We start from the raw sequence: 24,272 nt of genomic DNA on the forward strand, positions 1-24,272 counted from the left end.
TCACCGCCCACAACTCATCAGAAATCACACCCGAACGCAGCACCGAACAAGCATCAACCACCCAACCCCGACGATTTAGCAGACACGCCCTAGTCGACTGGTGCGGGGGACCGCGATCGGGTGTGGGGTGGCCGCGCTGGTGGGCGGAGGGGTCGGTTTCGCGGTCGGCGAGCCGGTGACGCCGGAGGACATCCTCCCGGCGCGGGTGCTGCCGGCCGATCTGTGCGCACGGATCGGCGACGTGGCGAACCTGTTGCCGAAGGCATCGGACGGGCCGGTGACGATGACCCAGGGCGGGACCACGACCGTCACCTGCGCGGCGGGCAGCTCCCGCGCGAAGGTCCGGGCGTACACGTCGGCGAGCGTGGAGGTCACGATCACGGCGTACGGCGGGAAGGACGCCGGCGCGGGGAACGCGCCGTTCACGCCGGACCAGGTGGCGAGCCGGACGTTCACCCGGTCGCCGCTGAAGGCGTACGACGAGAACCGCCCGTACCCGACGAAGGCGAGCCGGACCGCGAGCGGACTGGCCGGTGAGACCTGGGCCGTCCACACGATGGTGCAGCGCGCCGACGTCGTCGTCCTGGTGGACTACACGGCCAACCCGATCGACGCGGACGCCGCGCAGAAGGCGGCGCTGGCGCTGGCGGACCGAGCGATCTGGGAGAGCAAGTGAGCAACAGCGCGCCGGAGATCCCGGGCTACCAGTTCGACCAGCGGATCCTGCTGCACCCGCTGGCGGAGTTGTGGCACGGCCGGACGTTCACCGGGATGGACGTCGTCGCGCTCGTCCTCAGCGACGAAGGCGCCCGGAACCCGACGGTCGTCGACCGGCTGACCCGGGCGAGCCGCGACGCCGCGCTGGTGCCCGGTCGGCAGGAGACCCCGCTGTGGGCGGCGAACTTCAGCGCCGGCCGCCCGTACGCGATCACGCAGCTCGTCCACGGGCAGACCGGCGCCGAGCGCCTGGTCGACCCGCTCGACGGGGTGCTCGGCAACGACGACGAGTCGCTGCAGGCGGTCCGCAACCAGCTCGCCGGGTACGGCGCGACGCCGCCGACGCTGCTGCCCGGCGACACCAGCTCCCCGCAGGGCGACATCCCGTCGTACGTCGACCGCCCCCAGCAGGCGACACGGCAGGAGGAGCCACCGCAGTCGAAGATCGAGATCGCCCGGCAGTACCGGCGCAAGATCGGCGCCTGGGTCTACGCCGTCGTCGCGGTCGCGGTGCTGATCGTGTTCAGCATCGCGTACTCGATCGGCACCGCGATCGGCGGCGCCGTGAAGGACGAGCCGGGCGAGGCGGCCCCGGCGGCCGCGGTCAGCCCGGAGCCGATCCCGTCCACCGTCCTGATCCCGCCGATCAACCGCGTCACGACCGCGCCGTACAAACGCCCCGACGGAGCGGCCGGGATCTTCGGCGCCACCTACGCGGCCGGCGCCGACGTCCAGGTGGTCGCGAACGCCGAGCTGCCGTTCGCGCTCGGCTGGCCGCGGCCGCCGGAGGTGGCCTTCCTGGGCGAGTCGTCGCAGCTGATCCTGCGGCGGATCGTGACCAAGAACGACTACGAGCCGGGCGGCCTGAAGAACGCGATGAAGGCGCAGTTCGCGCTGCACCCGTGCGCGAGCCTGGCCGGCTGCGTGGCGGACCGGCCGGCCTTCGACCAGCAGTGGACGAAGATCTACAAGACCACGGCGCCGGCGGCCGCGAAGGACTCACGGACCTGGCTGACGGTGTCGGCGAAGGCGCCGTACACGATCACGATGACGCGCGCCTTCCAGAGCGGCGGACAGTGGTGGCTGGTCGGCGCGATGGTCGTCGGCCAGACCGGCGAGGCGCCGGACATCCAGAGGGTCGTCAACGACATCTGGCGGCAGACCAGCTGATCCGCCGCAAAATCTCCTGAACGGCCCGCGCGAAACAGCGCGGGTCGTTCTCTTTTTCACAAGGTTCGACGGAAAGCGATTGTCGCGAAAACTTTGTGACCGGGTTCACGTTCTAGGGGTTCTCAGCACTCGCGCCGATCCCGTACGGTAGTACCACTTGCACACTGGTATACGTCCACTGGACGCACTGGTCTGCGAGAGATCACACCGCCAGCCAGCTGGATCGAACCGCCGGAGACCCCGGCGGCCGGAGCCGTACCTCCTCAGCGTCGAGGGGGCCGCGCGGTTTGCCGGGCCCGACAGCCGAGAGGGAATGAGCCGCCGATGACGACCACCGCCAGCCCGACCCATACCGAGACCGCCGCCCCAGCAGCCGCACCGGACCTCCCGGCCGCACCAGCCACGACGTACGACCTGACCGACGCACCGACCCGGCACGCCGGCCTGCTGGCCTGGGTCGCCGAGGTCGCCGAGCTCACCCAGCCGGACCGGATCCACTGGGTCGACGGCTCGGACGCGGAGTATGCGACGCTCACCGACGAACTGATCGCGGCCGGCACCATGGTCCGGCTGAACGACGAGAAGAAGCCGAACTCGTTCTGGGTCCGCACCGACCCGTCGGACGTGGCCCGGGTCGAGCAGCGGACGTTCATCTGCTCGGTCGAGGAGAAGGACGCGGGTCCGACCAACAACTGGATGGACCCGGCGCAGATGAAGGCGCTGATGACCGGGCTGTACCGCGGCAGCATGCGCGGCCGGACAATGTACGTCGTCCCGTTCTGCATGGGCCCGCTGACCGCCGAGAAGCCAATGTTCGGCGTCGAGATCACCGACTCGGCGTACGTCGTCGCCTCGATGCGGATCATGTGCCGCACCGGCGCCGAGGTGCTCGCGAGGCTCGGCACCGAGGCGTCCTACGTCCCCTGCCTGCACTCGGTCGGCGCCCCGCTGCAGCCCGGCGAGGACGACGTGCCGTGGCCGTGCAACGACGAGAAGTACATCGTCCAGTTCCCCGAGGAGCGGGCGATCTGGTCGTACGGTTCCGGGTACGGCGGCAACTCGCTGCTCGGCAAGAAGTGCTACTCGCTGCGGATCGCGTCGGCGATGGCCCGCGACGAGGGCTGGCTCGCCGAGCACATGCTGATCCTGAAGCTGATCTCGCCGGAGAAGAAGGTGCACTACGTCGCGGCCGCGTTCCCGAGCGCCTGCGGCAAGACGAACCTGGCGATGCTCGACCCGACCCTCGAGGGCTGGGAGGTCGAGACGCTCGGCGACGACATCGCCTGGATGCGGTTCGGCAAGGACGGCCGGCTGTACGCCGTGAACCCGGAGTTCGGCCTGTTCGGCGTCGCCCCCGGCACCGGCTGGAAGACCAACCCGAACGCGATGCGCACCATCGAGAAGGGCAACTCGGTCTTCACCAACGTCGCGCTCACCGACGACGGCGACGTCTGGTGGGAGGGCTACTCGCCGACCCCGCCGGACCACCTGACCGACTGGAAGGGCCGCGAGTGGACGCCGGCCTCGGGCGAGCTGTCCAGCCACCCGAACAGCCGGTTCTGCACGCCGATCAAACAGTGCCCGATCATCGCCGACGAGTACGACGACCCGAACGGCGTGCCGATCTCCGCGATCATCTTCGGCGGCCGCCGGGCCACGACGGTGCCGCTGGTGACCGAATCGCGCGACTGGGCGCACGGTGTCTTCATGGGCGCCACGCTGTCGTCGGAGACCACCGCGGCGGCGGTCGGCCAGGTCGGCGTCGTCCGGCGCGACCCGATGGCGATGCTGCCGTTCCTCGGCTACGACGCCGGGCAGTACTTCGACCACTGGCTGACCGTGGGCAAGCAGCACGACGCGGCGCAGCTGCCGAAGATCTTCTACGTGAACTGGTTCCGCAAGGACGAGGCGGGCAAGTTCGTCTGGCCGGGCTTCGGTGAGAACGGCCGGGTGCTGAAGTGGATGATCGAGCGGATCGAGGGCAAGGCCGAGGCGGTCGAGACCCCGATCGGCCGGGTGCCCGCCCCGGGCGCGCTGGACGTCAGCGGGCTCGACGTGACCGCACAGGACCTGGAGCTCGCGTCCCACGTCGACCCTGACGAGTGGAAGGCCGAGATCCCGCTGATCGAGGAGTGGTTCGCGAAGCTCGGCGACACGGTGCCGACGTCGCTGAAGGTCGAGCTCGACCACCTGAAGGCCCGGCTGGGCTGACAGCGCGGCCCCAGAGCACCGGCCGCCGAGTCGGAAGCCGGCGGCCGGGCCACCACGGCGCGGCGCCCCGGATCATCCTCCGGGGCGCCGCGCCGTGCTTTCCGCGAGCACCCGGCGGACCTCCTCGTCGCCGACCGGCGAGAAGTCCCGGTACGCCTGACCGACCGCGGTGAAGTACTGCGGGATCCACGCGCACACCACCTGGTCCGCGACCTGGGACAGCCGCCGGCAGCTGTCGATCCCGCCGACGGGTACGGCGACGACGATCCGCGCCGGGCCCTGGCGCCGTACGGCCTCCACGGCCGCGCGCATGGTCGCGCCGGTCGCGAGGCCGTCGTCGACCAGGATCACCACGCGATCCCGGACGTCGATCGGCGGGCGGTCGCCGCGGTAGGCGTGCTCGCGGCGGCGCAGCTCCAGGACCTCCTGCTGCCGGACCGCCTCCAGCGTCTCCGGGGCGACCTCCGCCGCGATCGGCTCGTTGCGGACCACGTGCAACTCCTCGCCGACGCCGGCGATCGCGCCCATCGCCAGCTCCGGCTGCCCCGGGAGGCCGAGCTTGCGCACGATCAGGACGTCGAGCTCCGCGTCCAGGGCGTCCGCGACCGGGGCCGCGACAGGTACGCCGCCGCGCGCCAGCCCAAGGACCAGAACGGAGCCGCCGACCGATCCGAGCTCGTCGGCCAGCGTGCGGCCCGCGGCCGCCCGATCCGGGTACGGCCTCCTCATAGCGCCCATGATCCACGTACGTTGACCGCATGCGAATCCCTGAGAGCGCGCGAGCCGTACTCGAATCCGATGCCCTCGGCCACTTGGTCACCCTCAACCCCGACGGCAGCCCGCAGGTCTCGGTGGTCTGGGTCGGCCTGGACGGCGACGAGATCATCGCCGCGCACGTGCCGAACAACCGCAAGGTGAAGAACATCCGCCGGGACGGCCGGGTCGCGTTGTCGATCGAGACCGACCGGGTCAACGAGATGGGCCTGGCGGAGTACCTGATCGTCACCGGCACCGCCCGGATCACCGAGGGCGGCGCGGTCGGCGTCCTGCGGGAGCTCGCGAAGACCTACCTCGGTCCGGACGCGGAGTTCCTGCCGGGTGACGACCTGCCGGCCGGGTACATCACACACATCAGTGTCGAGAAGATCGGCGGTGTCGGACCGTGGACCTGAAGATCGGTGTGATGCTTCCGCTCGGCGCCGGGGACGGGCCGGGCGGCGGGATGCCGGGCTGGAAGGACGTGCGGGCCGTCGCGGAGGCGGCCGACCAGGGCGGCCTGGACTCGGTCTGGCTGGCCGACCACTTCCTCTACCGGGACCCGGAGGGTCAGGTCTTCGGGATGCACGACAGCTGGACCCTGCTGAGCGCAGTCGCCGCGGTCACCGAGCGGGTCGAGCTCGGGAACATGGTGCTCTGCGCATCGTTCCGCGATCCCGGCCTGACCGCGAAGATGGCCGTGACGCTGGACGAGGTCTCCGGCGGCCGGCTGACGCTCGGTGTCGGCGCCGGCTGGCACGACCCGGAGTACGAGGCCTTCGGGCTGCCGACCGACCACCGCGTCGGACGGTTCGCCGAGTGGCTGGAGATCGTCGCGCGGCTGATCCACGGCGAGACGGTCACGTACGACGGCACGTACTACTCCGTCCACGACGCCGACCTGGACCCGGCGCCGCCGCACCGGATCCCGATCCTGGTCGCCGGCCACCGCCCGCGCATGATGCGGCTGACCGCCCAGTGGGCCGACGCCTGGAACACCGCCTGGTACGGCGCCCCCGACCTGCAGGTGGAAGAGCGCCTCGAGACCCTCCGCCAGGCAGTCGAGACGGCCGGCAAGCCGGCGGGGTCGGTGACCGCGACGGCCGGGATCATCGTGCGCGACCCGGACCAGTCCGTACCGGATCCCAGTCCGAAGGCGATCGCCGTCCAGGAGCTGCCCGAGGCGGCCGCGGGGTACCGCAAGCTCGGCGTCCAGCACCTGATCGTCTCGCCCGAGCCGATGACGCCGCGGACGGTCGAACTGGTCGCCGAAGCGAAGCAATCGCTGAGCAGCTGACCCCGCTTTTGCTGCCGGGCGGGTCCACCGGATAGTCTTGGCCGTCGTCGTGTCCCCCGCGTGGGGATCGTCGGAGGAGGCGTCGCCTAGTCCGGTCGATGGCGCCCGCCTGCTAAGCGGGTTGAGGGTAATCCCCTCTCGCGGGTTCAAATCCCGCCGCCTCCGCTTTGGGAGCGCCTTGCCTGCAGAATGCGCAGGCGAGGCGCTCCGGTTGTGTTTTCTGGGGGTGCGACCCCCAGACCCCGCCCGGCGGGGCTTCGCCCCCCGGACCCCCCGCGCCGGGTTGGGTGCGCGCTCGCCTCGGCAGGGCGACTCACCTTCGCTTGGCTTGGGAAGTGCTCGGCGTGGGTGGTGCTCGGCTGGGTGGTTGATGGCGACTCTGAGTGTTCGGGGTGGGACCTTCGGTGTGTCGGCCGGTGGATGTGTACGCTGGCGGGCATCGACGGGGGTCGACAGCATCACGTCAACCAAGTGGGCGGCGTGGGCGTCTGATGTACCGTGGGCCGCTGCGCGCGGCCGACGGAGGGGTCGTCACGTCGTCGATCAGGGAACGGAGCCATGTCGCGAAGCACTCGCGCAGCCGGTCGGAGGGCAGCGCCGCGGGCCAGCCGGTCCCGTGCCCGTTCGCACCGCGCCCGCACGGCGTCGAAGGCGATCGGCCTGACCCTGCTCAGCGCCCTGGTCCCCGGCACTGGACTGCTGATGGGCGGCCGGAAGAAGCTCGGCGCCTTCGTCCTGACGATCAGCATCGGCCTGCTGCTGATCGCCGCGTACGTCGGCCTCACGCACCGAGACTCGGTGCTGGCCCTGCTCGTCTCCCCGCGCCAGCTGCTGATCGCGACCGGCGCGGTCGTGCTGCTCGGCGCCGGCTGGATCTGGACCGTGGTGGCGTCGCACAAGCTGCTCCGCCCGGTCAGCATGACCTACACCGGCCGGCTGGCCGGCTCGATGTTCGTCGGGCTGCTCTGTTTCGCGATCGCGGTCCCGACGACCGTCGCGGCGCAGACCGTGATGGCCCAGCGCGACCTGGTCGGCAGCGTGTTCCAGTCCGAGGGCAACTCCAAGAGCGCGACCCGGCCGAAGGTGAACAAGAGCGACCCGTGGGCAAAGATCCCGCGGCTGAACCTGCTGCTGCTCGGCGCCGACGACGGCGTCGGCCGGACCGGCGTCCGGACCGACACGGTGATCGTGGCCAGCATCGACACCAAGACCGGTGACACCGCGCTGATCTCGCTCAGCCGGAACTGGATGCGGATGCCGTTCCCGCAGGACTCGCCGCTGCACAAGGCGTACCCGGACGGCTTCTGGGACCCGAACCTGGGCAACGTCGAGCAGCCGGAGTACTACCTCGACGCGATGTACGAGAACGTCCCGAAGGCGCACCCGGGGATCCTCGGCCAGACCGACAACGAGGGCGCGGACGTGGTCAAGCTGGCCGCGAGCGCCGCGCTCGGCCTGGACATCGACTACTACATGCAGGTCAACCTGGCCGGCTTCCGGCAGATCATCGACGCGCTCGGCGGCATCACGGTGAACGTGAACTACCGGGTGCCGATCGGCGGCGACTACGGTGCCGGCCCCGGGTCGAACAGCGAGAAGAAGCCCAGCGGGTACATCGAGCCGGGCCCGGAGCAGAAGCTCGACGGCTACCACGCGCTGTGGTTCGCGCGCGGCCGCTACGGCCTCAGCGACCCGTCGCGTCAGGAGCGCCAGCGCTGCACGATCCACGCGCTGGTGAGCAGCGCGAACCCGCAGACCCTGGTGACGTCGTACCAGCAGATCGCGAAGGCCGGGAAGCAGCTGCTGCGCACCGACATCCCGCAGGACATCCTGGCGGCGTTCATCCAGCTCGCGCTGAAGGTGAAGAACGCCAAGGTCACCAACATCGACCTGGACAAGAACAAGAACTTCCCGACCGGCAAGAACCCGGACTACACGGCGATGCAGGAGATCATCCAGAAGGCGATCGCGCCGAAGACGAACCCGGTCGCCTCGACCCCGAGCGCGAAGCCGACCAAGAAGCCGACCAGCAGCACCACCACGAAGCGCCCGACGACGCCGCCGAAGCCGACGGTCACCCCGGGCGAGGCCCAGAACCTCAACGACGCCTGCGCCTACAACCCGAGCCAGACCGGCAACTGACCCGCCCGAGCCGACCCCGAAACCGATTCCGGTCGCGCTGTCGGTGCCGGCCAAGCTGCCCCAGCCGGCAACACCACGGAGTCCGAGACAGAAGCCTTCTGATCCGGTCACCCCGGGCGGATGAGATCCTGTGCCGATGCGGACGACGTACCGGATGCGGTCGGGACGGTTCCTCGGGATCCTGGCCGCCGGGCTGATCATTCTCGGGGTGGCCGCGGTGCTCTGGGCGCTGGGGCTGCCGAGCGTCGCGGTGTCGGTGTTCGTCACCCTCGGCGGCCTGATCGCGATCGCCGGCCTGTGGATCCTGGCCCGGCCGCCCAAGGTCGCACGGCTCCGCGACCGCGACATCGAGGTCCGCGGCCTGCGCACGCCCTGGACCGACATCACCGAGGTCGGCCGGGTCGAGACCACGCACGGCGAGGCCATCGTGCTGCGGACCAAGAACCCCGACCACCCGATCCTGCTGCCGGTCTCGTGGCTGGCCCCCGGGCGGGTCGAGGAACTGGAGACCGCGCTGCGGGACAAGCTGAACGCCGCACACGGGTACACGATCTGGGACGGGACTGCCCCCGAGGACGCCGGCGACGCAGAATGATGCAGTGCTTTCCTTCGACCTGTCGTACGACGAACTCCTGACCTACCAGGGCACGAATCCGCGTCCCGCGGACTTCGACGCATTCTGGGACAAGGCGCTGCTCTCACTGGACGAGGTCGCGGCCGACGCCGAGTTCGTCGACGCCGCCGACTTCCCGCTGACGACCGCGACGGCGCAGCACCTGTACTTCACCGGGACCGGCGGCTACCGCGTGCACGCGAAGGTGCTGCGTCCCGCCGAGCCGTCCGGGCCGGCCGTGCTGCTGTTCCACGGGTACGGCGGTGAGCAGCCGAAGTGGGTCGAGCTACTGCCGTACGCCGCGCGCGGCTTCACGGTCGCGGCGCTCGACGTCCGCGAGCAGGTCGGGTTCCGTACGCCGTCGCAGGAAGCCAACGCCTTCTCGCTGCAGCACCACCTCGTGCACGGGCTGGACGCCGGGCCGGACGGGCTGCTGTACAAGCACGTCTTCCTGGACACGCGGCGGCTGGCCGACATCATCGGCGGCCTGCCGGAGGTCGACGCGGCCCGGATCGCGACGACCGGGTGGAGCCAGGGCGGCGGGCTGTCGCTGGTGGCGGCCGCGCTGACGCCGACGATCAAGTACACCGCGAGCGTGTTCCCGTTCCTGTCCGACTACGAGCGGACGTGGGACCTGAACCTGGAGACCTCGCCGTACGACGAGATCGTCACCTGGTTCCGCAAGCGCGACCCGCGGCACCTCCGGCAGGAGGAGGTCTTCACCACCCTCGGCTACATCGACGTCCAGCATCTCGCACCGCGGATCCGGGCCGAGGTCACGCTGTTCACCGGGCTCGAGGACCAGATCTGCCCGCCGTCCACGCAGTTCGCGGCGTACAACAAGATCACCTCGCCGAAGGAGGTCCGCAGCTACCCCGACTTCGGGCACGACGACCTCCCGGGCGCGCACGACGACATCTTCCAGCTGATCGGCGCCAAGCTCTGAATGTACCCTTGTGGTTACGTAACTACTTGGGTACATTCGCGCCATGGACATGGTGTTGCAGGCGTTGGCGGATCAGAGCCGGCGCACGGTGCTGGAGATCCTGCGGGATCATCCGGCGACGGCCGGTGAGCTGGCCGACGCGCTGCCGATCGCCCGGCCCGGCGTGTCCCGGCACCTGCGGGTGCTGCGGGAGGCCGGGCTGGTCGACGTACGGCAGGAGGCGCAGCGGCGGATCTACAGCTTGCGGCCGGAAGCGCTCGTCGAGGTGGACGAGTGGCTGGAGGGATACCGGGCGCTGTGGCGGAACCGGCTCGACGCACTGCACACCGAGATCGCACGAGGAAAGAAGGCGTCGCAGTGAGGATGACCGGGACGATGCGGGCTCTGGACGAAACCCGCGGCGCGGTGCGCGTCGAGGACGTCTACGACACGGATATCGACGACCTGTGGGCGGCGTGTACGACGCCGGAGCGACTGGCGCGCTGGATCGCCAAGGTGTCGGGCGGCTTGCACGAGGGTGGGACGATCCAGGCCGTCTTCACGAGCACGTGGAGCGGCGCGGTGCGGATCGACAGCTGCGAGGCTCCGCACCATCTGCTGCTCACCACCGAGCCCGGCACCGACGACGAGGGCCAACTCGAGGCCTGGCTCGCTCCGGTCGGGTCACAGACCAAGCTGGTGCTGGAGGAGCGCGGCCTGCCGATCGGATCGATGCACTTCCACGGCGCCGGTTGGCAGGTCCACCTGGAGGACCTCGGCCGTGCGCTCGCGCTCGACGGCCCGGCCCACGCCGACGGCTGGTCGGAGGAAAAGCCGGCGCCGGAGTGGCACGCCCGCTGGACCGAGCTCACCCCGGCGTACCGAGGTAGTGATGTCTGACACGATCCGGCTGGAAGGCACCACGCTGAACGCGCCCGACGCGCTCGCCCTCGCCCGGTTCTACGCCGAGATCACCGGCGGAACCGCCAGCGGTACGACGCATTGGGCCGCCGTGACGGGCCCGAACGGTTCCCTCGGCTTCCAACAGGTCGACGACTTCGAGCCACCACAATGGCCCGGCAGCGACATGCGAATGCACCTCGACTTCTACGTCGACGACCTCGCCGCAACCGGCGCCCGAGTCCTTGCCGCGGGCGCCAAACTCCACGACTACCAGCCGAACTCCGACCACTGCTACGTCTACACCGACCCAGCCGGCCACCCGTTCTGCCTGTCCACGTGGGACACCGAAGCCGCAACGGCCTCGTCACTTTCTCCAGGTGATTGAGTAGCGGAAGAGGAGATGGCGACGGAAGGTCGCGCCTGGTAGGAGGTCTGCGGCCAGGGACTGCATTTCCGGGAAGGTGACGGGTGGGGGCCACACTGTCGGGGACGGGTGTTCCCAGTGGCCCTTGACGGCGCGATGTGCCCAACTGGCGGCGACTCCGGCCAATTCACGCGGGAGATCGCGCGGGAGGTTCGACCGTGCGACGCCGATCACCACCAGAGCGCCGCCGGGGCGAAGCAGGTCGCGCAGGCGGAGCAGGGCGGTGCGGGCGTCGACGTGGTGGATGGTGGCGACGGATCCGATCACGTCGTACGACACCGACTCGAGCGGGTACTCCAGGAAGTCTCCGTGGATGTACTCGATGTCGTCGCCGTGGCTGCGCGCCAACTCCAAGCTCGGCGTGTGCAGGTCGATCCCGGTCACCTGGGGTACGACGCCGCGCAGCTTCCGGGCCAGCATGCCCTCGCCGCAGCCGACATCCAGCGCGCGTTCGGCGCCGGGCGGAACGGCCTGGAGGATCTGCGGGTGGTAGTGAATGTTGTGGTTCCACGGCTCCCGCATCCGGCTCACTTCCGGCCGAGTGCCGCGTCGATCGCGGCCGTCAGCGCCTGGTCGTCGTCGGCCTGCCAGGTGTGGTCCTGCGGGCACGTCCAGTTGTCCGGCTCCGGCGGGATCACGCACCCGAACAGCCGCACCTTGCCGGCTGCCGCCGCCTCCCGCGCGACCGGGGTCGGCAGCCCGTACAGGATCGGCACTCCTCGTTGCCCACAGACCGGGCAGGCAGGTGCGTTCGCCATACGCCCAAGGTACGTCACGACCCGTCCACCAACGCCTGATGGATTTTCGTGAGCGCCTTCAGCAACTGCGCACGCTCGGTCTTGGTGAGCGTCGCGGTGATGCGGTCCTCGAGCGCCTGACGCTCGGCCTCGATCGGCGCCTGCAGTGCGCGCCCAGCCGGCGTGAGCCAGAGCCGCACGAGCCGGTTGTCGCGCGGATCCGGCCGCCGTTCGAGCAGTCCGGCCTCCGCCATCCGGGTGGCGAGTTTGGTGACCGCGGGCGTGGTGACGTTGACCGCGGCGGCGATCTCCCCCGGCGTCCGGCCGTCCTCCGCCCACAGCGCCGCGAGCAGATGGTCTTGCCCGAGACGCAACCCGTGCCGCTGTACGGCCGCGTCGGCCGCGGCGCGCAGCAACTTGGACGTCTTGCTGTGCAGCTCGAGGAATTCGGGCACGACGGCACTCCTTGACGATTGAATCGTTTACCGGTTAACGTTCTCGGCGAATCGTTAACCGGTAAAGGAGTTTGCCATGCTGCTCATCACCGGCGCCACCGGACACGTCGGTCGCGCTCTCGTCGACGAGCTCGACGGACGCGGCGCCGAGTTCCGCGCGCTGGTCCGCAGCCCGCGGGCGGACCTACCCGCCGAGCAGGTCGTGGGCGACCTCGGCGGACCGCTCGACCTGCGTGGCGTCGACACGCTGTTCCTGCTCGTGCCCGGGACCGGCCTCGAGCACACCGCCAACGTCCTCGCGGCGGCACGTCACGCAGGGGTCCGCCGGATCAGCTACTTGTCGTCGTACGCCGTACTCGGCGACCCGGTCCCCGCGATGGGCCGGTGGCATCACGAGCGGGAGCGGCTGATCGCGGATTCGGGGATCGCGGCAACGTTCCTGCGGCCGACCGGGTTCATGACGAACGTGTTCGACTGGCTGCCGACGATCCGCGCCGGCGGGTACGTCCTCGACCCGATCGGACCGGGACGGGCGGCGCCGATCGACCCCGCGGACATCGCGGCGGCAGCAGCGGTGGTGCTCCTCGAAGACGGCCACGAGAAGCAGGCCTACACGTTGACCGGGCCCGAGGCGTTCACTCTTGCCGAGCAGGTCTCGATCCTCGGCGCCGCGCTCGGCCGGGCACTCGACGTACGTGCCATAAAGACTCCGGAAGAGGCGGTCCGGTTCCGCTATCCCGACGGCGCGCCGCCGGAGTTGGCCACCGCGATCGTCGAAGGTCTCCAGCTGATGCGCGCCGACACCGTCGGACTACGCACCGACGCCCTACGCCGGCTGACCGGCCGCGCGCCACGCACCTTCGAGTCCTGGTGCGCGGCGAACGCGGCCGCTGTTTCCGAGTTGTTGAAGTAGCTCCGCAGTGCCGGCCTGGTGAGGCATGGTCAGTACTGCGCAGCCGCCTAGTTGGCTTCTTTCGTCGCCCAGTAGTGCCATTGCGGGGACGCGACTGGGGAGCGAGTCAGCCCGTCCGGCCAGGTGGCCGGGAGGTCGTGACTCCGCGCCGCGTAGAGAATCACCTCCGATGCGGTCCGATCCCCGCGGACGGTGACCCGGGCGGCGGTCTCGGCGCGCATGTCGGTGAGATAGTGGATCGCCGGCAGGAACTCGGCGCTCAGCCGTGCGCTCAGCCGGCCGACGGGTTCGTCGTCGAGCCGGACCTCGACCACGATCCGGTGCCGGTCCTGGATGGTGTCCTCCTCCTCGATCGCGTGCATGGTGGCGTACGCCCAGCACTCGCCTTCCGCGCGGAAGAACGGCGCCAGGATGTCGGGATGCACCTCGCTGCCCGGCACCACGATGCCGCTCCCGGCCGGTAGCAGGTGGAAACTGCCCGGCGGAGGCAGGTTCACCGGCACCAGCATGTGCGGCTGCCCGAGCGCGACCGCGACGCTGGCGTGGAACTCGGTGCCCTGGGGTCCGTTGCCGCCGGCGTCCGCTCCCTCCCAGTTCGCCGCCGTCCACTCGCTGACCCACAGGTGGCACGGCACCTGCGGTTGCAGGCCTTGCGCCACCAGTTCTGACAGCACCGGGTGGTACCGGTGCGCGTCGTCCCTCGGCAGATAGCCGACAACCTTGCCCTGCACCCGGACGGCGATCGACCGCGGGTCGAAACGGTTGTGCGGTTCCGGGACGAGATCCGCCTCGGTGTCCAGATCTGCGCCGCGCGCCGGGATGGGATCCGGGAACAGGCTACGGATCGCCTGCTCGTGCGGGGCCTCCCGCACGACTTCCTGACCGCACCACAAAGCGTCGCCCCACAGACTGAACGGAATCAGTTCCATGTGCCCTCCAGTCCTCACTGACCGGCTTCTACCCTGCTCATCTCTCTCAGGGGCCTGGCCGTTACACCCAGTGAGCGTATGAAAACTAAGATGCCCAGTGAAGAGCCGTTTCACGCATGGTGCAAGAGTCTGATACGCAAAGGTATCCGCCGGTCCGGACTGTGGACGCGAATCGTCTTGTGCAGCGAGCGAATCGGCGAAGATCGTGCAAATGCACGGGAAGGAACACCATGCAGGGCAGTAGTTCAGTGGCTCGATCGACAGTATCGACTGTTGACGCCGAAGCGATCGAGGCCGCCATCAAGCGCTTGGACGGCGTCGCCGTCCGTACACCGTTGCAGCGCAACCTCCGCCTCTCCGAGCGCACCGGGGCGCAGGTCTGGCTGAAGCGGGAGGACCTGCAGATCGGGCGTTCCTACAAGCTTCGCGGTGCGTACAACCTGATCGCGCAACTCGACGACACCGCCAAGGCCGCGGGCGTGGTGTGTGCGAGTGCAGGCAATCATGGTCAGGGGCTGGCGTATTCGTGCCACATCCTCGGCGTGCACGGCAAGGTGTACGTGCCGCGGACGACGCCGCGCCAGAAGCGGGACCGGATCGCGGCGCTCGGCGGCAAGCAGATCCAGGTGATCGTCACCGGCGACACGTACGACGACGCGGCGGCCGCGGCGATCGCGGAGGCGTCGGCGACCGGCGCGACGATGGTGCCGGCGTTCGACGACCCGAGAACCGTTGCGGGACAAGGGACTGTCGCCGTCGAGCTGGTGGAGCAGCTCGGCCACGCCCCCGACGTGCTCGTGGTCCCGGTCGGTGGCGGCGGTCTCGTTGCAGGGGTTGCAACGTGGATCGCCGAGCGGCATCCCGGCGTACGCATCGTCGGCGTGGAGCCGGGTGGTGCGGCGAGTATGGCGGCGGCGCTCGCGGCCGGCAAGCCTGTCACGTTGCCGCACTTGGACAGTTTCGTCGACGGCGCCGCCGTGCGCCGCGTCGGCGACGTGACGCTCCCGCTGGTGCGAGACGCCGGTGTGGAGCTGCTGTCGGTGCCCGAGGGGCTCGTCTGCTCGGAGATGCTCGCGCTCTACCAGACCGACGGACTGATCGCCGAGCCCGCGGGCGCTTTGTCGACAAGTGCCCTGGGCAACGGTCTCGACGTCCGCCCGGGCGAGACCGTGGTGTGTCTGCTGTCCGGCGGGAACAACGATGTCAGCCGGTACGGCGAGATCCTCGAGCGATCGCTCGTGTACGAAGGGCTGAAGCACTACTTCCTGGTGACGTTCCCACAGGAGCCGGGTGCGCTGCGGGCGTTCCTCGACGAGACGCTCGGGCCGGACGACGACATCACGCTGTTCGAGTACGTGAAGCGCAACAACCGCGAGACCGGTGTCGCCCTGGTGGGCATCGAGATCAGCAGCCGGGACGACCTCCCGCTGCTGCTGTCGCGGATGGAGGCCGCCCCACTCGACATCGAGCGCATCAACCCGAACTCCCCCGAGTTCCGGTACCTGATCTGAGCGTCAGTGCTCGGAGTGCTTCGGATGCCGCGGATCGTGCGGATGCGTCCCGTCGTCCCAGCTCTCGTCGCGAACCGGCTGCTCGTCCATGGCACCGGCCTTGCCGTCGCGGCTCATGGTGCCGTCGGTGTTGTCGTCCGGCCACAGGTTCTGGGCCTCGTCGCGGTGCTCGTCGGCCTCCCTGCGGGCACCGGCGGCTGCGTCGCGCCGCTCGCTCGCCCCGGCGGACAGGCGGCGTGCCTCGGCGGCCTTCTCGTCGGCGATCGCCTGCGCCTTACGCGCCCTGGCGTCGACCTCGTCGGCCGCGGCCTGCTGCCGCTCGGCGTGCATCGCGCTCGACCTGGCCTGCTGCTCGTGCTCGTAGGCCTCCTGCCGCTGACGTTCACTGCGGCGCTTCGACATCGCACCCGCGATCAGTGCGATCACGATGACCAGCACGGCGGCTGCGACGACGATCCAGACAACAGTCATTCCGTCCATCGGTCCTCCCTAGGCTCGATGATCAGAACCTCCGGTACCCGGAGCCGTCGCCGCCTAACGCCGTGTGTACTCAGACCAGGCCGCGGCGCGCCGCCCAGACGATGGCTTCGATCGCGGTGCTGAAGCCGAGCCGGTCGCAGATCAAGCGGGTCCGCCGGCGCACGGTCCGCTCGGACAACTCGAGCCGGCGGGCGACGCCGTCCACCGGCAGCCCGGTGGCCAGCAGCCGCAGCAGTTGCAGGTCGTCATGACTGATCTCGCGCGGCGGCACCCTCCGGGCGAGCGGTCGGAATTCCTGGGAGAGGACGGTCATACTGATCACCTGGTTCCGAAAAGCCGGGACTCGGCGGCGTCCCAGTCGGCCGGTTTGCCCTGCGGGGCGTAGCGCCGCAGAGAATGGGTGGACCGGACCAGGGCGCGCATCGCGCGCAGGTCCGGGAAGGGCTCGCCGAGGGCGCGAGCTTGGACGAGGACGTTGCCCAGCGCGGAGGCCTCGACCGGTCCGGCGAGCACGGGGACGCCGCAGGCGTCGGCGGTGAGCTGGCAGAGCAGTTCGTTCTGCGATCCGCCGCCGATCACGTGCAGGACGTCGACGTCCCGGTCCGCGATCGTCAGCGCGGACCGCAGGGTACGGCGATACGCGAGGGCGAGGCTCTCCAGGATGCAGCGGACCACCGCCCCGCGGGACCGCGGCGCGTCCTGCCCAGTGGCCCGGCAGTGCTCCTCGATCCGCGCCGGCATGTTGCCCGGGGCAAGGAACTCGGGCGCGTCCGGATCGATCAGTACGGCGAACGGCGGCGCGTCGGCGGCGTCCCGCAGCAGACCGGCGAGGTCGTCGTCACCCCAGACCCGCTGGCATTCCTGCAGGATCCACAGCCCCATCACGTTGCGCAGGAACCGGATCCGCCCGTCCACGCCGCCTTCGTTGGTGAAGTTGGCCTCCCGCGCCGCATCCGTCAGCACCGGCGCGTCGAGCTCGAGCCCGACGAGCGACCACGTCCCGGACGAGATGTACGCGAACCGATCGTCCGCGGCAGGCACCGCGACCACAGCAGATGCCGTGTCATGCGATCCCACGGCAACCACCGGAATCCCCGGCGCCAGCCCAGTTTCGTCCGGCAACGCGGTCCCGATCACGTCACCGGGCTCCCACAGCCGCGGAAACACCCGCCGCGGCAAGCCGCCACCCGAACGCGCACCCCCGACCCGAGCAGGCACCCGCGAGATCAGCTCATCGCTCCAGTCCCGGCCCGACACGTCGTACAGCTGGGTAGTTGATGCGTTGGTCCGCTCGACCCCGATCTCTCCGGTCAGCCAGTACGCCAGCAGGTCCGGGATCATCAGCAAGGTGGCAGCGTCGGCCGGCAGTTCCTCGGCAGCGAGTTGGTAGATGGTGTTGAAGGGCAGCTGCTGCAGCCCGGTCACGGCGTACAACTCAGCGGCGGAGATCGTCGAGAGGACTTGCTCCAGCACGCCGTCGGTGCGGGAGTCGCGGTAGTGGACGGGGTTGCCCAACAGGCGACCGGAGGCGTCGAGCAGGCCGTAGTCCACGGCCCAGGAATCGATGCCGACGCTGTCGATCCGGCCGGCGAGGTGGAGGCCGTCCAGTACGGAGCGGTACAGGTGAAGGAGGTCCCAGTGGAGGGTGCCGTGGACGCGCACCGGGCCGTTCCAGAAGCGGTTCAGCTCGCGTAACTCGAGCACCTCAGGACCGACCGAGCCGAGCATCACCCGCCCGCTCGACGCGCCCAGGTCCACCGCGGCGACCCGCTTCACGGCGCGACCACCGTGAGGTCGAGGTGCAGGAGATCGGCGACCGCGGCCAGATCCGCGGCGCGGTGGCCCGTCCCGAGCGCCCAGTGGTGCGCGACCCCGGACGCCGACCACGCGTCGGTCCATTCGCCGGGATCGCACCCGAAGTCGACCCGCGACGTCGTGTTCCCGATCTGCAGCAGCGGTCCCGGTACGACGGTGCCCTCGGAAGCGATCAGGTTGAACGACCCGTCCCGCCGCTGGCCCAGCCCGCACAACGTCACCGGACCCTGCTGTACGTCGAACTCCACCGACACGCCCCACCCGCGCTTCCCGTGGTACACGCCGAGCCCGCGCAGCAACGGCTTCCGCGCCGAGATCGCCAGGTGCGCAGGCCCGTCGTGGCCCATCTCGACCACGTTGTCGCGGAAGTTCAGCGCCTGCAGTTCGGTGAACGACCCGCCCGCGCCGAGCCGGTCCATCACGAGCATCGCCAGCGACGTCCGCAGCTCGTACTCGCCGGCCGCCGGCACACCCCTTGCCGTCAGCAACGAGGCGCCGAGGATCATCCCGGCCGCGATCCGCTCGTGCGTCTCGCCGTCCAGCCCGCGGTGGTAGTAGGCCAGCGAGTCGAGGGCGAAGTCCTCGACCAGCCGGTCCAGCGCGACCGACACCGTCGCGCCCCACCGGAAGTCCTCGAGCTTCACCGAGTCGTCGAGCTCGAAGAGCTCACCCGCCAGCCCCATCCGGGCGGACGTCTCCGTCTCCGTAACCTGCTCGACTCGCACCCGCAGGTCGTCGATCTCCAGGATCTCCACATGCCCGCCGAGCTGCGCGGACACCAGGGTCGGGTCGGTGACGACGTCCATCATGCCCGGATACAGGTGGCCGAGCAGGCCGTGCCGTCCGTGCCGCAACGCCGCCCGCACACCGGCGGCGCGGATCCACCGGTCGATCCGCACCCAGGCCCGCTCGTCCTCGAGGTATCCCGAGACCGAGCGGAAGTCGATCCCGCACCGCTCGAACGCGTTCGCCATCTCGGGCAGCGGGCACGCCCCGCAGTACGCCAGCCAGGCGCCGGTGTCGAACGAGGCATGATCCATCGCCTCCGTCGGCTGCAAGTTCAGCAGCAACACCGGCGCGCCGCTGCGCTGCGCGACCGGCACCAGCATCGACGCCGTCATGTACGTCGTGAGGAAGCCGACGATCAGGTCGCAGTCGGCCACCCGCAGCTTCTCGGCGGCCGCCGCGCCCTCCTGCGCGTCGGAGATGAACCCGACGTCGACCACCTCGCAGTCGAGCGCCGCCAACCGCTCGGACACCCGCCGCGCGGACGCCTGCAACTGTGGCAGCAGGTCCGGGAACTGCGGCCAGTACGCGCCCAGCCCGCCGGCGACCAGACCGATCCGGGTCCGGCGTGGCGTGATCCGTTGCAGACCTTGGTGGGCGGCGGGCTCGGTCATCCGGCAACTCCTAACGCAGGAAGGCGGCAGCCACGCCGGCGTCGACGGGCACATGCAGACCGGTCGTGTGCGTCAGGTCGCCGCCGGTCAGCGCGAACACCGCGGCCGCGACGTTCTCCGGCAGCACCTCCCGCTTGAGCAGGGTCCGCTGCGCGTAGTACGCACCGAGCTCCTCCTCCGGTACGCCGTACACCGCGGCCCGCTTCGCGCCCCAGCCGCCCGCGAAGATCCCGGAGCCGCGGACGACGCCGTCGGGGTTCACGCCGTTGACCCTGACCCCGTACTCGCCGAGCTCGGCCGCGAGCAGCCGGACCTGATGCGCCTGATCCGCCTTGGCCGATCCGTAGGCGACGTTGTTCGGCCCGGCGAACACCGAGTTCTTGCTGGAGATGTAGACGATGTCGCCGCCCATGCCCTGGTCGATCAGCACCTTTGCGGCGGCCCGCGACACCAGGAACGAGCCCTTGGCCATCACGTCGTGCTGCAGGTCCCAGTCCCGTTCGGTGGTGTCCAGCAGCGACTTCGAGATCGACAGACCCGCGTTGTTGACGATCAGGTCGACGCCGCCGAAGGCCAGCACCGCCTGCCGCAACGCCGCCTCGACCGCGTCCGCCGACGACACGTCCGCACCGACCGCAACCGCCACGTCGGACGACCCGATCTCCTTCGCCACCGCCTCGGCGGCCGCGAGATCCAGGTCCGCGACCACGACGCAGGCGCCTTCCGCGGCGAGCCGCTGGGCGATCGCCTTGCCGATCCCCGAGCCGCCCCCGGTGACGAAGGCGACCCGGGTGGCCAGCGGCTTCGGCTTCGGCATCCGCTGCAGCTTCGCCTCTTCGAGCGCCCAGTACTCGATCCGGAACTTCTCCCGCTCGTCGATCGGCGCGTACGTCGACACTGCCTCGGCACCGCGCATCACGTTGATCGCGTTCACGTAGAACTCGCCGGCCACCCGCGCGGTCTGCTTGTCCTTGCCGAAGCTGAACATCCCGACCCCCGGCACCAGCACGATCGCCGGATCCGCACCGCGCATCGCCGGGCTGTCCGCCTCGGCGTGCCGGTCGTAGTACGCCGCATAGTCCTCGCGGTACGCCGCGTGCAGCTCCTTCAGCCGCGCGACCGCGTCCTCGAGCGGCGCATTCGCCGGCAGGTCCAGCACCAGCGGGCGTACCTTCGTCCGCAGGAAGTGGTCCGGGCAGGACGTCCCGAGCGCGGCCAGCTCGGCCAGCTTCTCGCGGGCGGTGAACTCGAGCACGACGTCGGAGTCGTTGAAGTGGCCGACCTGCGGTTTGTCCGTCGACGCCAGCCCGCGGATCACCGGTGCCAGCGCGGCTGCCTTCAGCTGCCGCTCCGCCGGGTCGAGCGGCTCGAATCCGGCGACCACGGCGCCGAACGGCTCAGCGGCGCCACGGTCGGCGAGGAAGCGCTCCGCCGTACGGATGATGTCGAGGGAGTTGGCCTCGCACTCCTCGGACGTGTTGCCCCACGCCGTGATGCCGTGGCCGCCCAGGACGCAGCCGATCGCCTGCGGGTTGTCGCGCTTGACCGCGGCGATGTCCAGCCCGAGCTGGAAGCCGGGCCGCCGCCACGGCACCCACACGACGCGATCGCCGAAGCACTCCGCGGTGAGCTTCTCGCCGTCGGCCGCGGTCGCCAGCGCGATCCCGGAGTCCGGGTGCAGGTGGTCGACATGAGGGGCATCGACCAGTCCGTGCATCGCGGTGTCGATCGACGGCGCCGCACCGCCCTTGCCGTGCAGGCAGTAGTCGAACGCGGCGACCATCTCGTCCTCACGCTCGACACCCGGATAGGTGTCGACCAGCGCGTTCAGCCGGTCGAGCCGCAGCACGGCGAGGCCTGCTGCCGTCAACGTCCCGAGATCACCACCGGAACCCTTGACCCACACCAGGTCGACAGGGTTCTGGGTCACCGGATCGGTCGCCGTCCCCTTGGCGGACGTGTTTCCGCCCGCGTAGTTGGTGTTGCGCGGATCGGCACCCAGTCGGTTGCTACGCGCAACGAGTTCGGCTGCAGTGTCGCTCACTCTCATGCTCCCCATCCGGCCTGCTGACCGCCGACGCGGTCCTTGGTGATCTGCTCGAAGTAGCCGCTGCGCTTGTAGGCCGCGACCGGGTCGGGATCCAGCCCCTGGGACTCGCGCAGGTCGGCGAGCAGCGGCCGGACGTCGGTGTTGTACGCGTCCATCAGCGCCGCGTTCGCACCGAGTACGTCGCCCGCCTGCTGGGCGGCGCGCAGTACGTCGCGGTCCACCAGGAGCGCCTTCGCGGTGGCTTCCTGGACGTTCATCACCGAGCGGATGATCGCGGGGATCTTCTCCTCGATGTTGTGGCACTGGTCGAGCATGAACGCGATCCCGCGGTCCGGGTCGAGCGCGTCGCCGCGGACGATCTCGTTCATGATCCGGAACAGCTGGAACGGGTCCGCGGCGCCGACCATCAGGTCGTCGTCGGCGTAGAACCGGCTGTTGAAGTCGAACGCGCCGAGCTTCTTCGTGCGGAGCAGGAACGCCACGATGAACTCGATGTTCGTCCCCGGCGCGTGGTGCCCGGTGTCGATACAGACCGTTGCCTTCGGCCCCAGTTCGAGACAGTGCGCGTACGACGTACCCCAGTCCGGCACGTCCGTGGTGTAGAAGGCCGGCTCGAACAGCTTGTACTCGAGCAGCATCCGCTGGTCGTCGCCGAGCCGGTCGTACACCTCCTTCAAGGCGGTGGCGAGCCGGTCCTGGCGGTCCTGGATGTCGTCCTGGCCCGGGTAGTTGGTGCCGTCGGAGAACCACAGCTTCAGGTCGCGGGACCCGGTGGCATCCATGATGTCGACGCACTCGAGCAGGTGGTCGGTGGCCTTCCGGCGGACCGCCGGGTCCGGGTTGGTGACGCTGCCGAGCTTGTAGTCGTCGTCCTGGAACACGTTGCTGTTGATCGCCCCGAGCCGGACGCCCTGCTCCTTGGCGTACGCCGCCAGCTCGGCGTAGTCGTCGACCTTGTCCCAGGGGATGTGCAGCGCGACGCTCGGCGCCACCCCGGTGTACTTGTGGACGACGGCCGCGTCCGCGATCTTCTCCTCCGGCGACCGCGGTACGCCGGGCTGGGTGAAGACCTTGAACCGGGTGCCCGAGTTGCCGAACGCCCACGACGGCAGTTCGATCTCCTGGCGGCTCAGGGCGGCCCTTACGGCATCGGTCGTCATGGTCAGTCCTCTTCTTTCAAGTGGAAGATCTCGGGGAGCAGCAGGAAGGACTCGTCGGGCGGCCGGCCGTCGATCCCGGTGAAGAATTCGGTCATCTCCGCCTGCCACCGGGCGTTCACCTCGGTGGCCGCCATCGCCTTCTGCGCCGCGTCCAGGTCCTCGGACTCGACGTACCCGATCAGCAGACCGTCGTCGCGGAGGAACAGCGAGTAGTTGTGCCAGCCGGAGTCCCGGAGCGCGGCCTGCATGTCGGGCCAGACGTCGCGGTGCCGCTCGACGTACTCGTCGAGCCGGTCGGGCCGGACCTGCAGGCAGAAGCAGTAACGATTCACGGCGGCACCTGTACGTAGGGCGGTCGGGACTGCGCAGACGAGGATGAAAGGTTTCAAGAGCGCCCCACGACGCTATGCGCGGGTGCGGGTGGGCGTCAAGAGTCTGACCAGCTTTCGCGACCGATCCCGGACTGCCGCCACGGAGATCCGGCGGGAAGCGGGTATCCTTCGGCAGCTAACACGTTTCAAGTGCGCCGGGAGGTTTCGTGTCCGTGGACGATGCGGAAGCCCTGCCCGAGCGCACCCGCCGCCGGCGCGCCCCGAAGCCGCACGCGGCCGGCGTGAAAGCGGTGGCGGCGGCCGCCGGGGTCTCGCTCGGCACCGTCTCGAACGTGCTGAACCGCCCCGAGGTGGTCAGCCCGCTCACCCGGGCCAAGGTCGAGGCGGCGATGGCCTCGCTCGGTTTCGTCCGCAACGAGTCGGCCCGTCAGTTGCGCGCCGGTTCGAGCCGGATCCTGGCGTACCTGATGCTCGACGCCGGCAACCCGTTCTTCACCGACGTCGCGAAGGGTGTCGAGGAGGCGGCGCAGGCGGCCGGGCTCTCGGTGTTCCTCTGCACCAGCAGCGAGGACGCGGACCGCGAGGCGGCGTACCTGGACTTGCTCGAGCAGCAACGCGTCCAGGGCATCCTGATCACGCCGATCGACCAGAACTCGTCCCGCCTGCGCAAGCTGCCGTCGCGCGGTACGCCGGTGGTCGTGGTCGACCGGACACTCGACGACGCGGAGCACTGCTCGGTCGCGGTGAACGACATCCTCGGCGGCGAGCTGGCGATCTCGCATCTGCTCGAGCTCGGCCACGAGCGGATCGCGTACGTCGGCGGGCCGAACACGATCGGTCAGGTCGTCGACCGCCGCGAGGGCGCGCGGCGCGCACTGCGGACCGCCGGCAAGCCGCTGTCGAACCTGATCGAGCTGACCACCGGCGCCCTCACCGTCGCCGAAGGCAGGGGCGCGGGGCAACGACTCGCCGGCCTCCCGGCGGATCGCCGCCCGACCGCGGCGTTCTGCGCGAACGACCTGCTGGCGTTGGGATTGCTGCAGCAGTGCGTCAGTCTGGGACTGCGCGTGCCCGAGGACCTCGCGATCGTCGGGTACGACGACATCGAGTTCGCGGAGGCGGCCGCCGTACCGCTGACATCGGTGCGCCAGCCTCGGCAACTGCTCGGCCGGACGGCAGCCGAGCTGCTGCTGGACGAGTCGTCGAACCCGGACCACGAGCACCAGCGGGTCACCTTCACCCCCGAGCTCGTCGTCCGGACCTCGACCCGAGGCACCCTCTGAGCTCAGCACCTCGCGGTATGGTGGCGAGGCGAGGGGATCTTTGTGCGGG

At 70.0% G+C, this 24,272-nt stretch carries 26 protein-coding genes and 1 tRNA gene; 15 read left to right on the top strand and 12 right to left on the bottom strand.

What is annotated here, in order from left to right; genetic code table 11:
• Positions 1-127: 127 nt before the first annotated feature.
• The 3 genes from AB0I12_RS26350 (at position 128) to AB0I12_RS26360 (ending at position 4,098) form a co-directional block, all read left to right on the top strand.
• The gene (locus AB0I12_RS26350; RefSeq protein ID WP_359934423.1) at positions 128-676 is read left to right on the top strand and encodes a hypothetical protein; all 549 of its coding nucleotides are present in this window, start codon (positions 128-130) and stop codon (positions 674-676) included.
• Positions 673-1,887 (top strand): hypothetical protein, encoded by a 1,215-nt coding sequence (locus tag AB0I12_RS26355; protein WP_359934425.1) that lies wholly within the window; start codon positions 673-675, stop codon positions 1,885-1,887. Before AB0I12_RS26350 ends, AB0I12_RS26355 begins: the two co-directional genes overlap by 4 nt.
• Before the next feature lie 324 nt (positions 1,888-2,211).
• Positions 2,212-4,098: a phosphoenolpyruvate carboxykinase (GTP) gene (locus AB0I12_RS26360; RefSeq protein WP_359934427.1), complete on the top strand. Its 1,887-nt coding sequence runs from the start codon at positions 2,212-2,214 to the stop codon at positions 4,096-4,098.
• A gap of 72 nt (positions 4,099-4,170) precedes the next feature.
• On the opposite strand, the gene AB0I12_RS26365 is transcribed toward AB0I12_RS26360, so the two are convergent.
• Entirely contained in the window at positions 4,171-4,827 is a 657-nt protein-coding gene (locus AB0I12_RS26365) for a phosphoribosyltransferase family protein (protein ID WP_359934429.1), read from the bottom strand.
• 29 nt (positions 4,828-4,856) lie between these two features.
• On the opposite strand from AB0I12_RS26365, the gene AB0I12_RS26370 reads away from it, so the two are divergent.
• From AB0I12_RS26370 to AB0I12_RS26410, 9 genes are all read left to right on the top strand, one after another.
• Positions 4,857-5,270, top strand: a complete 414-nt coding sequence (locus AB0I12_RS26370) for a TIGR03618 family F420-dependent PPOX class oxidoreductase (RefSeq protein WP_359934431.1) — start codon at positions 4,857-4,859, stop codon at positions 5,268-5,270.
• On the top strand, positions 5,261-6,151 hold the full coding sequence (locus AB0I12_RS26375) for an LLM class flavin-dependent oxidoreductase (RefSeq protein WP_359934433.1): 891 nt from the start codon (positions 5,261-5,263) through the stop codon (positions 6,149-6,151). The genes AB0I12_RS26370 and AB0I12_RS26375 overlap by 10 nt, the downstream gene beginning before the upstream one ends.
• 75 nt (positions 6,152-6,226) lie before the next feature.
• Positions 6,227-6,316 (top strand) — tRNA-Ser (locus AB0I12_RS26380).
• Between the two features lie 393 nt (positions 6,317-6,709).
• Positions 6,710-8,293: an LCP family protein gene (locus tag AB0I12_RS26385; protein ID WP_359934435.1), complete on the top strand. Its 1,584-nt coding sequence runs from the start codon at positions 6,710-6,712 to the stop codon at positions 8,291-8,293.
• Positions 8,294-8,429: 136 nt separating this feature from the next.
• On the top strand, positions 8,430-8,888 hold the full coding sequence (locus tag AB0I12_RS26390) for a hypothetical protein (protein ID WP_359934437.1): 459 nt from the start codon (positions 8,430-8,432) through the stop codon (positions 8,886-8,888).
• Between the two features lie 4 nt (positions 8,889-8,892).
• Entirely contained in the window at positions 8,893-9,852 is a 960-nt protein-coding gene (locus AB0I12_RS26395; RefSeq protein WP_359934439.1) for an alpha/beta fold hydrolase, read from the top strand.
• Positions 9,853-9,895: 43 nt separating this feature from the next.
• Positions 9,896-10,213: a metalloregulator ArsR/SmtB family transcription factor gene (locus AB0I12_RS26400; protein ID WP_355475352.1), complete on the top strand. Its 318-nt coding sequence runs from the start codon at positions 9,896-9,898 to the stop codon at positions 10,211-10,213.
• A 2-nt stretch (positions 10,214-10,215) separates the two neighbouring features.
• Positions 10,216-10,731, top strand: a complete 516-nt coding sequence (locus AB0I12_RS26405) for an SRPBCC domain-containing protein (RefSeq protein WP_359935046.1) — start codon at positions 10,216-10,218, stop codon at positions 10,729-10,731.
• On the top strand, positions 10,724-11,119 hold the full coding sequence (locus AB0I12_RS26410; protein ID WP_359934441.1) for a VOC family protein: 396 nt from the start codon (positions 10,724-10,726) through the stop codon (positions 11,117-11,119). The genes AB0I12_RS26405 and AB0I12_RS26410 overlap by 8 nt, the downstream gene beginning before the upstream one ends.
• On the opposite strand, the gene AB0I12_RS26415 is transcribed toward AB0I12_RS26410, so the two are convergent.
• The 3 genes from AB0I12_RS26415 to AB0I12_RS26425 are packed head-to-tail and all read right to left on the bottom strand — an operon-like array spanning position 11,099 to position 12,350.
• Positions 11,099-11,680 carry a class I SAM-dependent methyltransferase gene (locus AB0I12_RS26415; protein WP_359934443.1) on the bottom strand — a complete coding sequence of 194 codons (582 nt, stop codon included), beginning with the start codon at positions 11,678-11,680 and terminating at the stop codon, positions 11,099-11,101. The two genes, AB0I12_RS26410 and AB0I12_RS26415, sit on opposite strands and share 21 nt — an antisense overlap.
• A 5-nt stretch (positions 11,681-11,685) precedes the next feature.
• The gene (locus tag AB0I12_RS26420; protein WP_359934445.1) at positions 11,686-11,916 is read right to left on the bottom strand and encodes a hypothetical protein; all 231 of its coding nucleotides are present in this window, start codon (positions 11,914-11,916) and stop codon (positions 11,686-11,688) included.
• Positions 11,917-11,930: 14 nt separating this feature from the next.
• Positions 11,931-12,350 carry a MarR family transcriptional regulator gene (locus AB0I12_RS26425; RefSeq protein ID WP_359934447.1) on the bottom strand — a complete coding sequence of 140 codons (420 nt, stop codon included), beginning with the start codon at positions 12,348-12,350 and terminating at the stop codon, positions 11,931-11,933.
• 76 nt (positions 12,351-12,426) lie between these two features.
• On the opposite strand from AB0I12_RS26425, the gene AB0I12_RS26430 reads away from it, so the two are divergent.
• Positions 12,427-13,263, top strand: a complete 837-nt coding sequence (locus AB0I12_RS26430) for an NAD(P)H-binding protein (protein ID WP_359934449.1) — start codon at positions 12,427-12,429, stop codon at positions 13,261-13,263.
• A 47-nt stretch (positions 13,264-13,310) separates the two neighbouring features.
• Here the strand turns inward: AB0I12_RS26430 and AB0I12_RS26435 are convergent, their stop codons facing one another.
• Positions 13,311-14,192 carry an HIRAN domain-containing protein gene (locus AB0I12_RS26435; RefSeq protein ID WP_359934451.1) on the bottom strand — a complete coding sequence of 294 codons (882 nt, stop codon included), beginning with the start codon at positions 14,190-14,192 and terminating at the stop codon, positions 13,311-13,313.
• 230 nt (positions 14,193-14,422) lie between these two features.
• Between AB0I12_RS26435 and ilvA the strand changes: the two genes are divergently transcribed.
• The gene (gene ilvA, locus AB0I12_RS26440) at positions 14,423-15,703 is read left to right on the top strand and encodes a threonine ammonia-lyase IlvA (RefSeq protein WP_359934453.1); all 1,281 of its coding nucleotides are present in this window, start codon (positions 14,423-14,425) and stop codon (positions 15,701-15,703) included.
• Positions 15,704-15,706: 3 nt separating this feature from the next.
• Here ilvA and AB0I12_RS26445 read toward each other — a convergent pair whose 3' ends face one another.
• The 7 genes from AB0I12_RS26445 to AB0I12_RS26475 all read right to left on the bottom strand — a co-directional run bounded on the left by AB0I12_RS26445 (position 15,707) and on the right by AB0I12_RS26475 (position 22,940).
• Entirely contained in the window at positions 15,707-16,183 is a 477-nt protein-coding gene (locus AB0I12_RS26445) for a hypothetical protein (RefSeq protein ID WP_359934455.1), read from the bottom strand.
• A 70-nt stretch (positions 16,184-16,253) separates the two neighbouring features.
• On the bottom strand, positions 16,254-16,496 hold the full coding sequence (locus AB0I12_RS26450; protein ID WP_355693208.1) for a LuxR C-terminal-related transcriptional regulator: 243 nt from the start codon (positions 16,494-16,496) through the stop codon (positions 16,254-16,256).
• Positions 16,497-16,501: 5 nt separating this feature from the next.
• The gene (locus tag AB0I12_RS26455; RefSeq protein ID WP_359934458.1) at positions 16,502-17,959 is read right to left on the bottom strand and encodes a rhamnulokinase family protein; all 1,458 of its coding nucleotides are present in this window, start codon (positions 17,957-17,959) and stop codon (positions 16,502-16,504) included.
• Positions 17,956-19,398, bottom strand: coding sequence for an L-fucose/L-arabinose isomerase family protein (locus AB0I12_RS26460; protein WP_359934459.1), 1,443 nt, complete (start codon positions 19,396-19,398; stop codon positions 17,956-17,958). The genes AB0I12_RS26455 and AB0I12_RS26460 overlap by 4 nt, the downstream gene beginning before the upstream one ends.
• A gap of 10 nt (positions 19,399-19,408) precedes the next feature.
• Positions 19,409-21,448, bottom strand: a complete 2,040-nt coding sequence (locus tag AB0I12_RS26465; protein WP_359934461.1) for a bifunctional aldolase/short-chain dehydrogenase — start codon at positions 21,446-21,448, stop codon at positions 19,409-19,411.
• A complete protein-coding gene (gene rhaI, locus AB0I12_RS26470; protein ID WP_359934463.1) occupies positions 21,445-22,608 on the bottom strand; it encodes an L-rhamnose isomerase in 1,164 nt (387 codons plus the stop codon). Before rhaI ends, AB0I12_RS26465 begins: the two co-directional genes overlap by 4 nt.
• 2 nt (positions 22,609-22,610) lie before the next feature.
• On the bottom strand, positions 22,611-22,940 hold the full coding sequence (locus AB0I12_RS26475; RefSeq protein ID WP_359934465.1) for an L-rhamnose mutarotase: 330 nt from the start codon (positions 22,938-22,940) through the stop codon (positions 22,611-22,613).
• 206 nt (positions 22,941-23,146) lie between these two features.
• On the opposite strand from AB0I12_RS26475, the gene AB0I12_RS26480 reads away from it, so the two are divergent.
• Entirely contained in the window at positions 23,147-24,223 is a 1,077-nt protein-coding gene (locus AB0I12_RS26480; protein ID WP_359934467.1) for a LacI family DNA-binding transcriptional regulator, read from the top strand.
• Positions 24,224-24,272 lie beyond the last annotated feature (49 nt).

It is taken from the genome of Kribbella sp. NPDC050459 (assembly GCF_040655315.1).
Taxonomy (GTDB): Bacteria; Actinomycetota; Actinomycetes; order Propionibacteriales; family Kribbellaceae; genus Kribbella.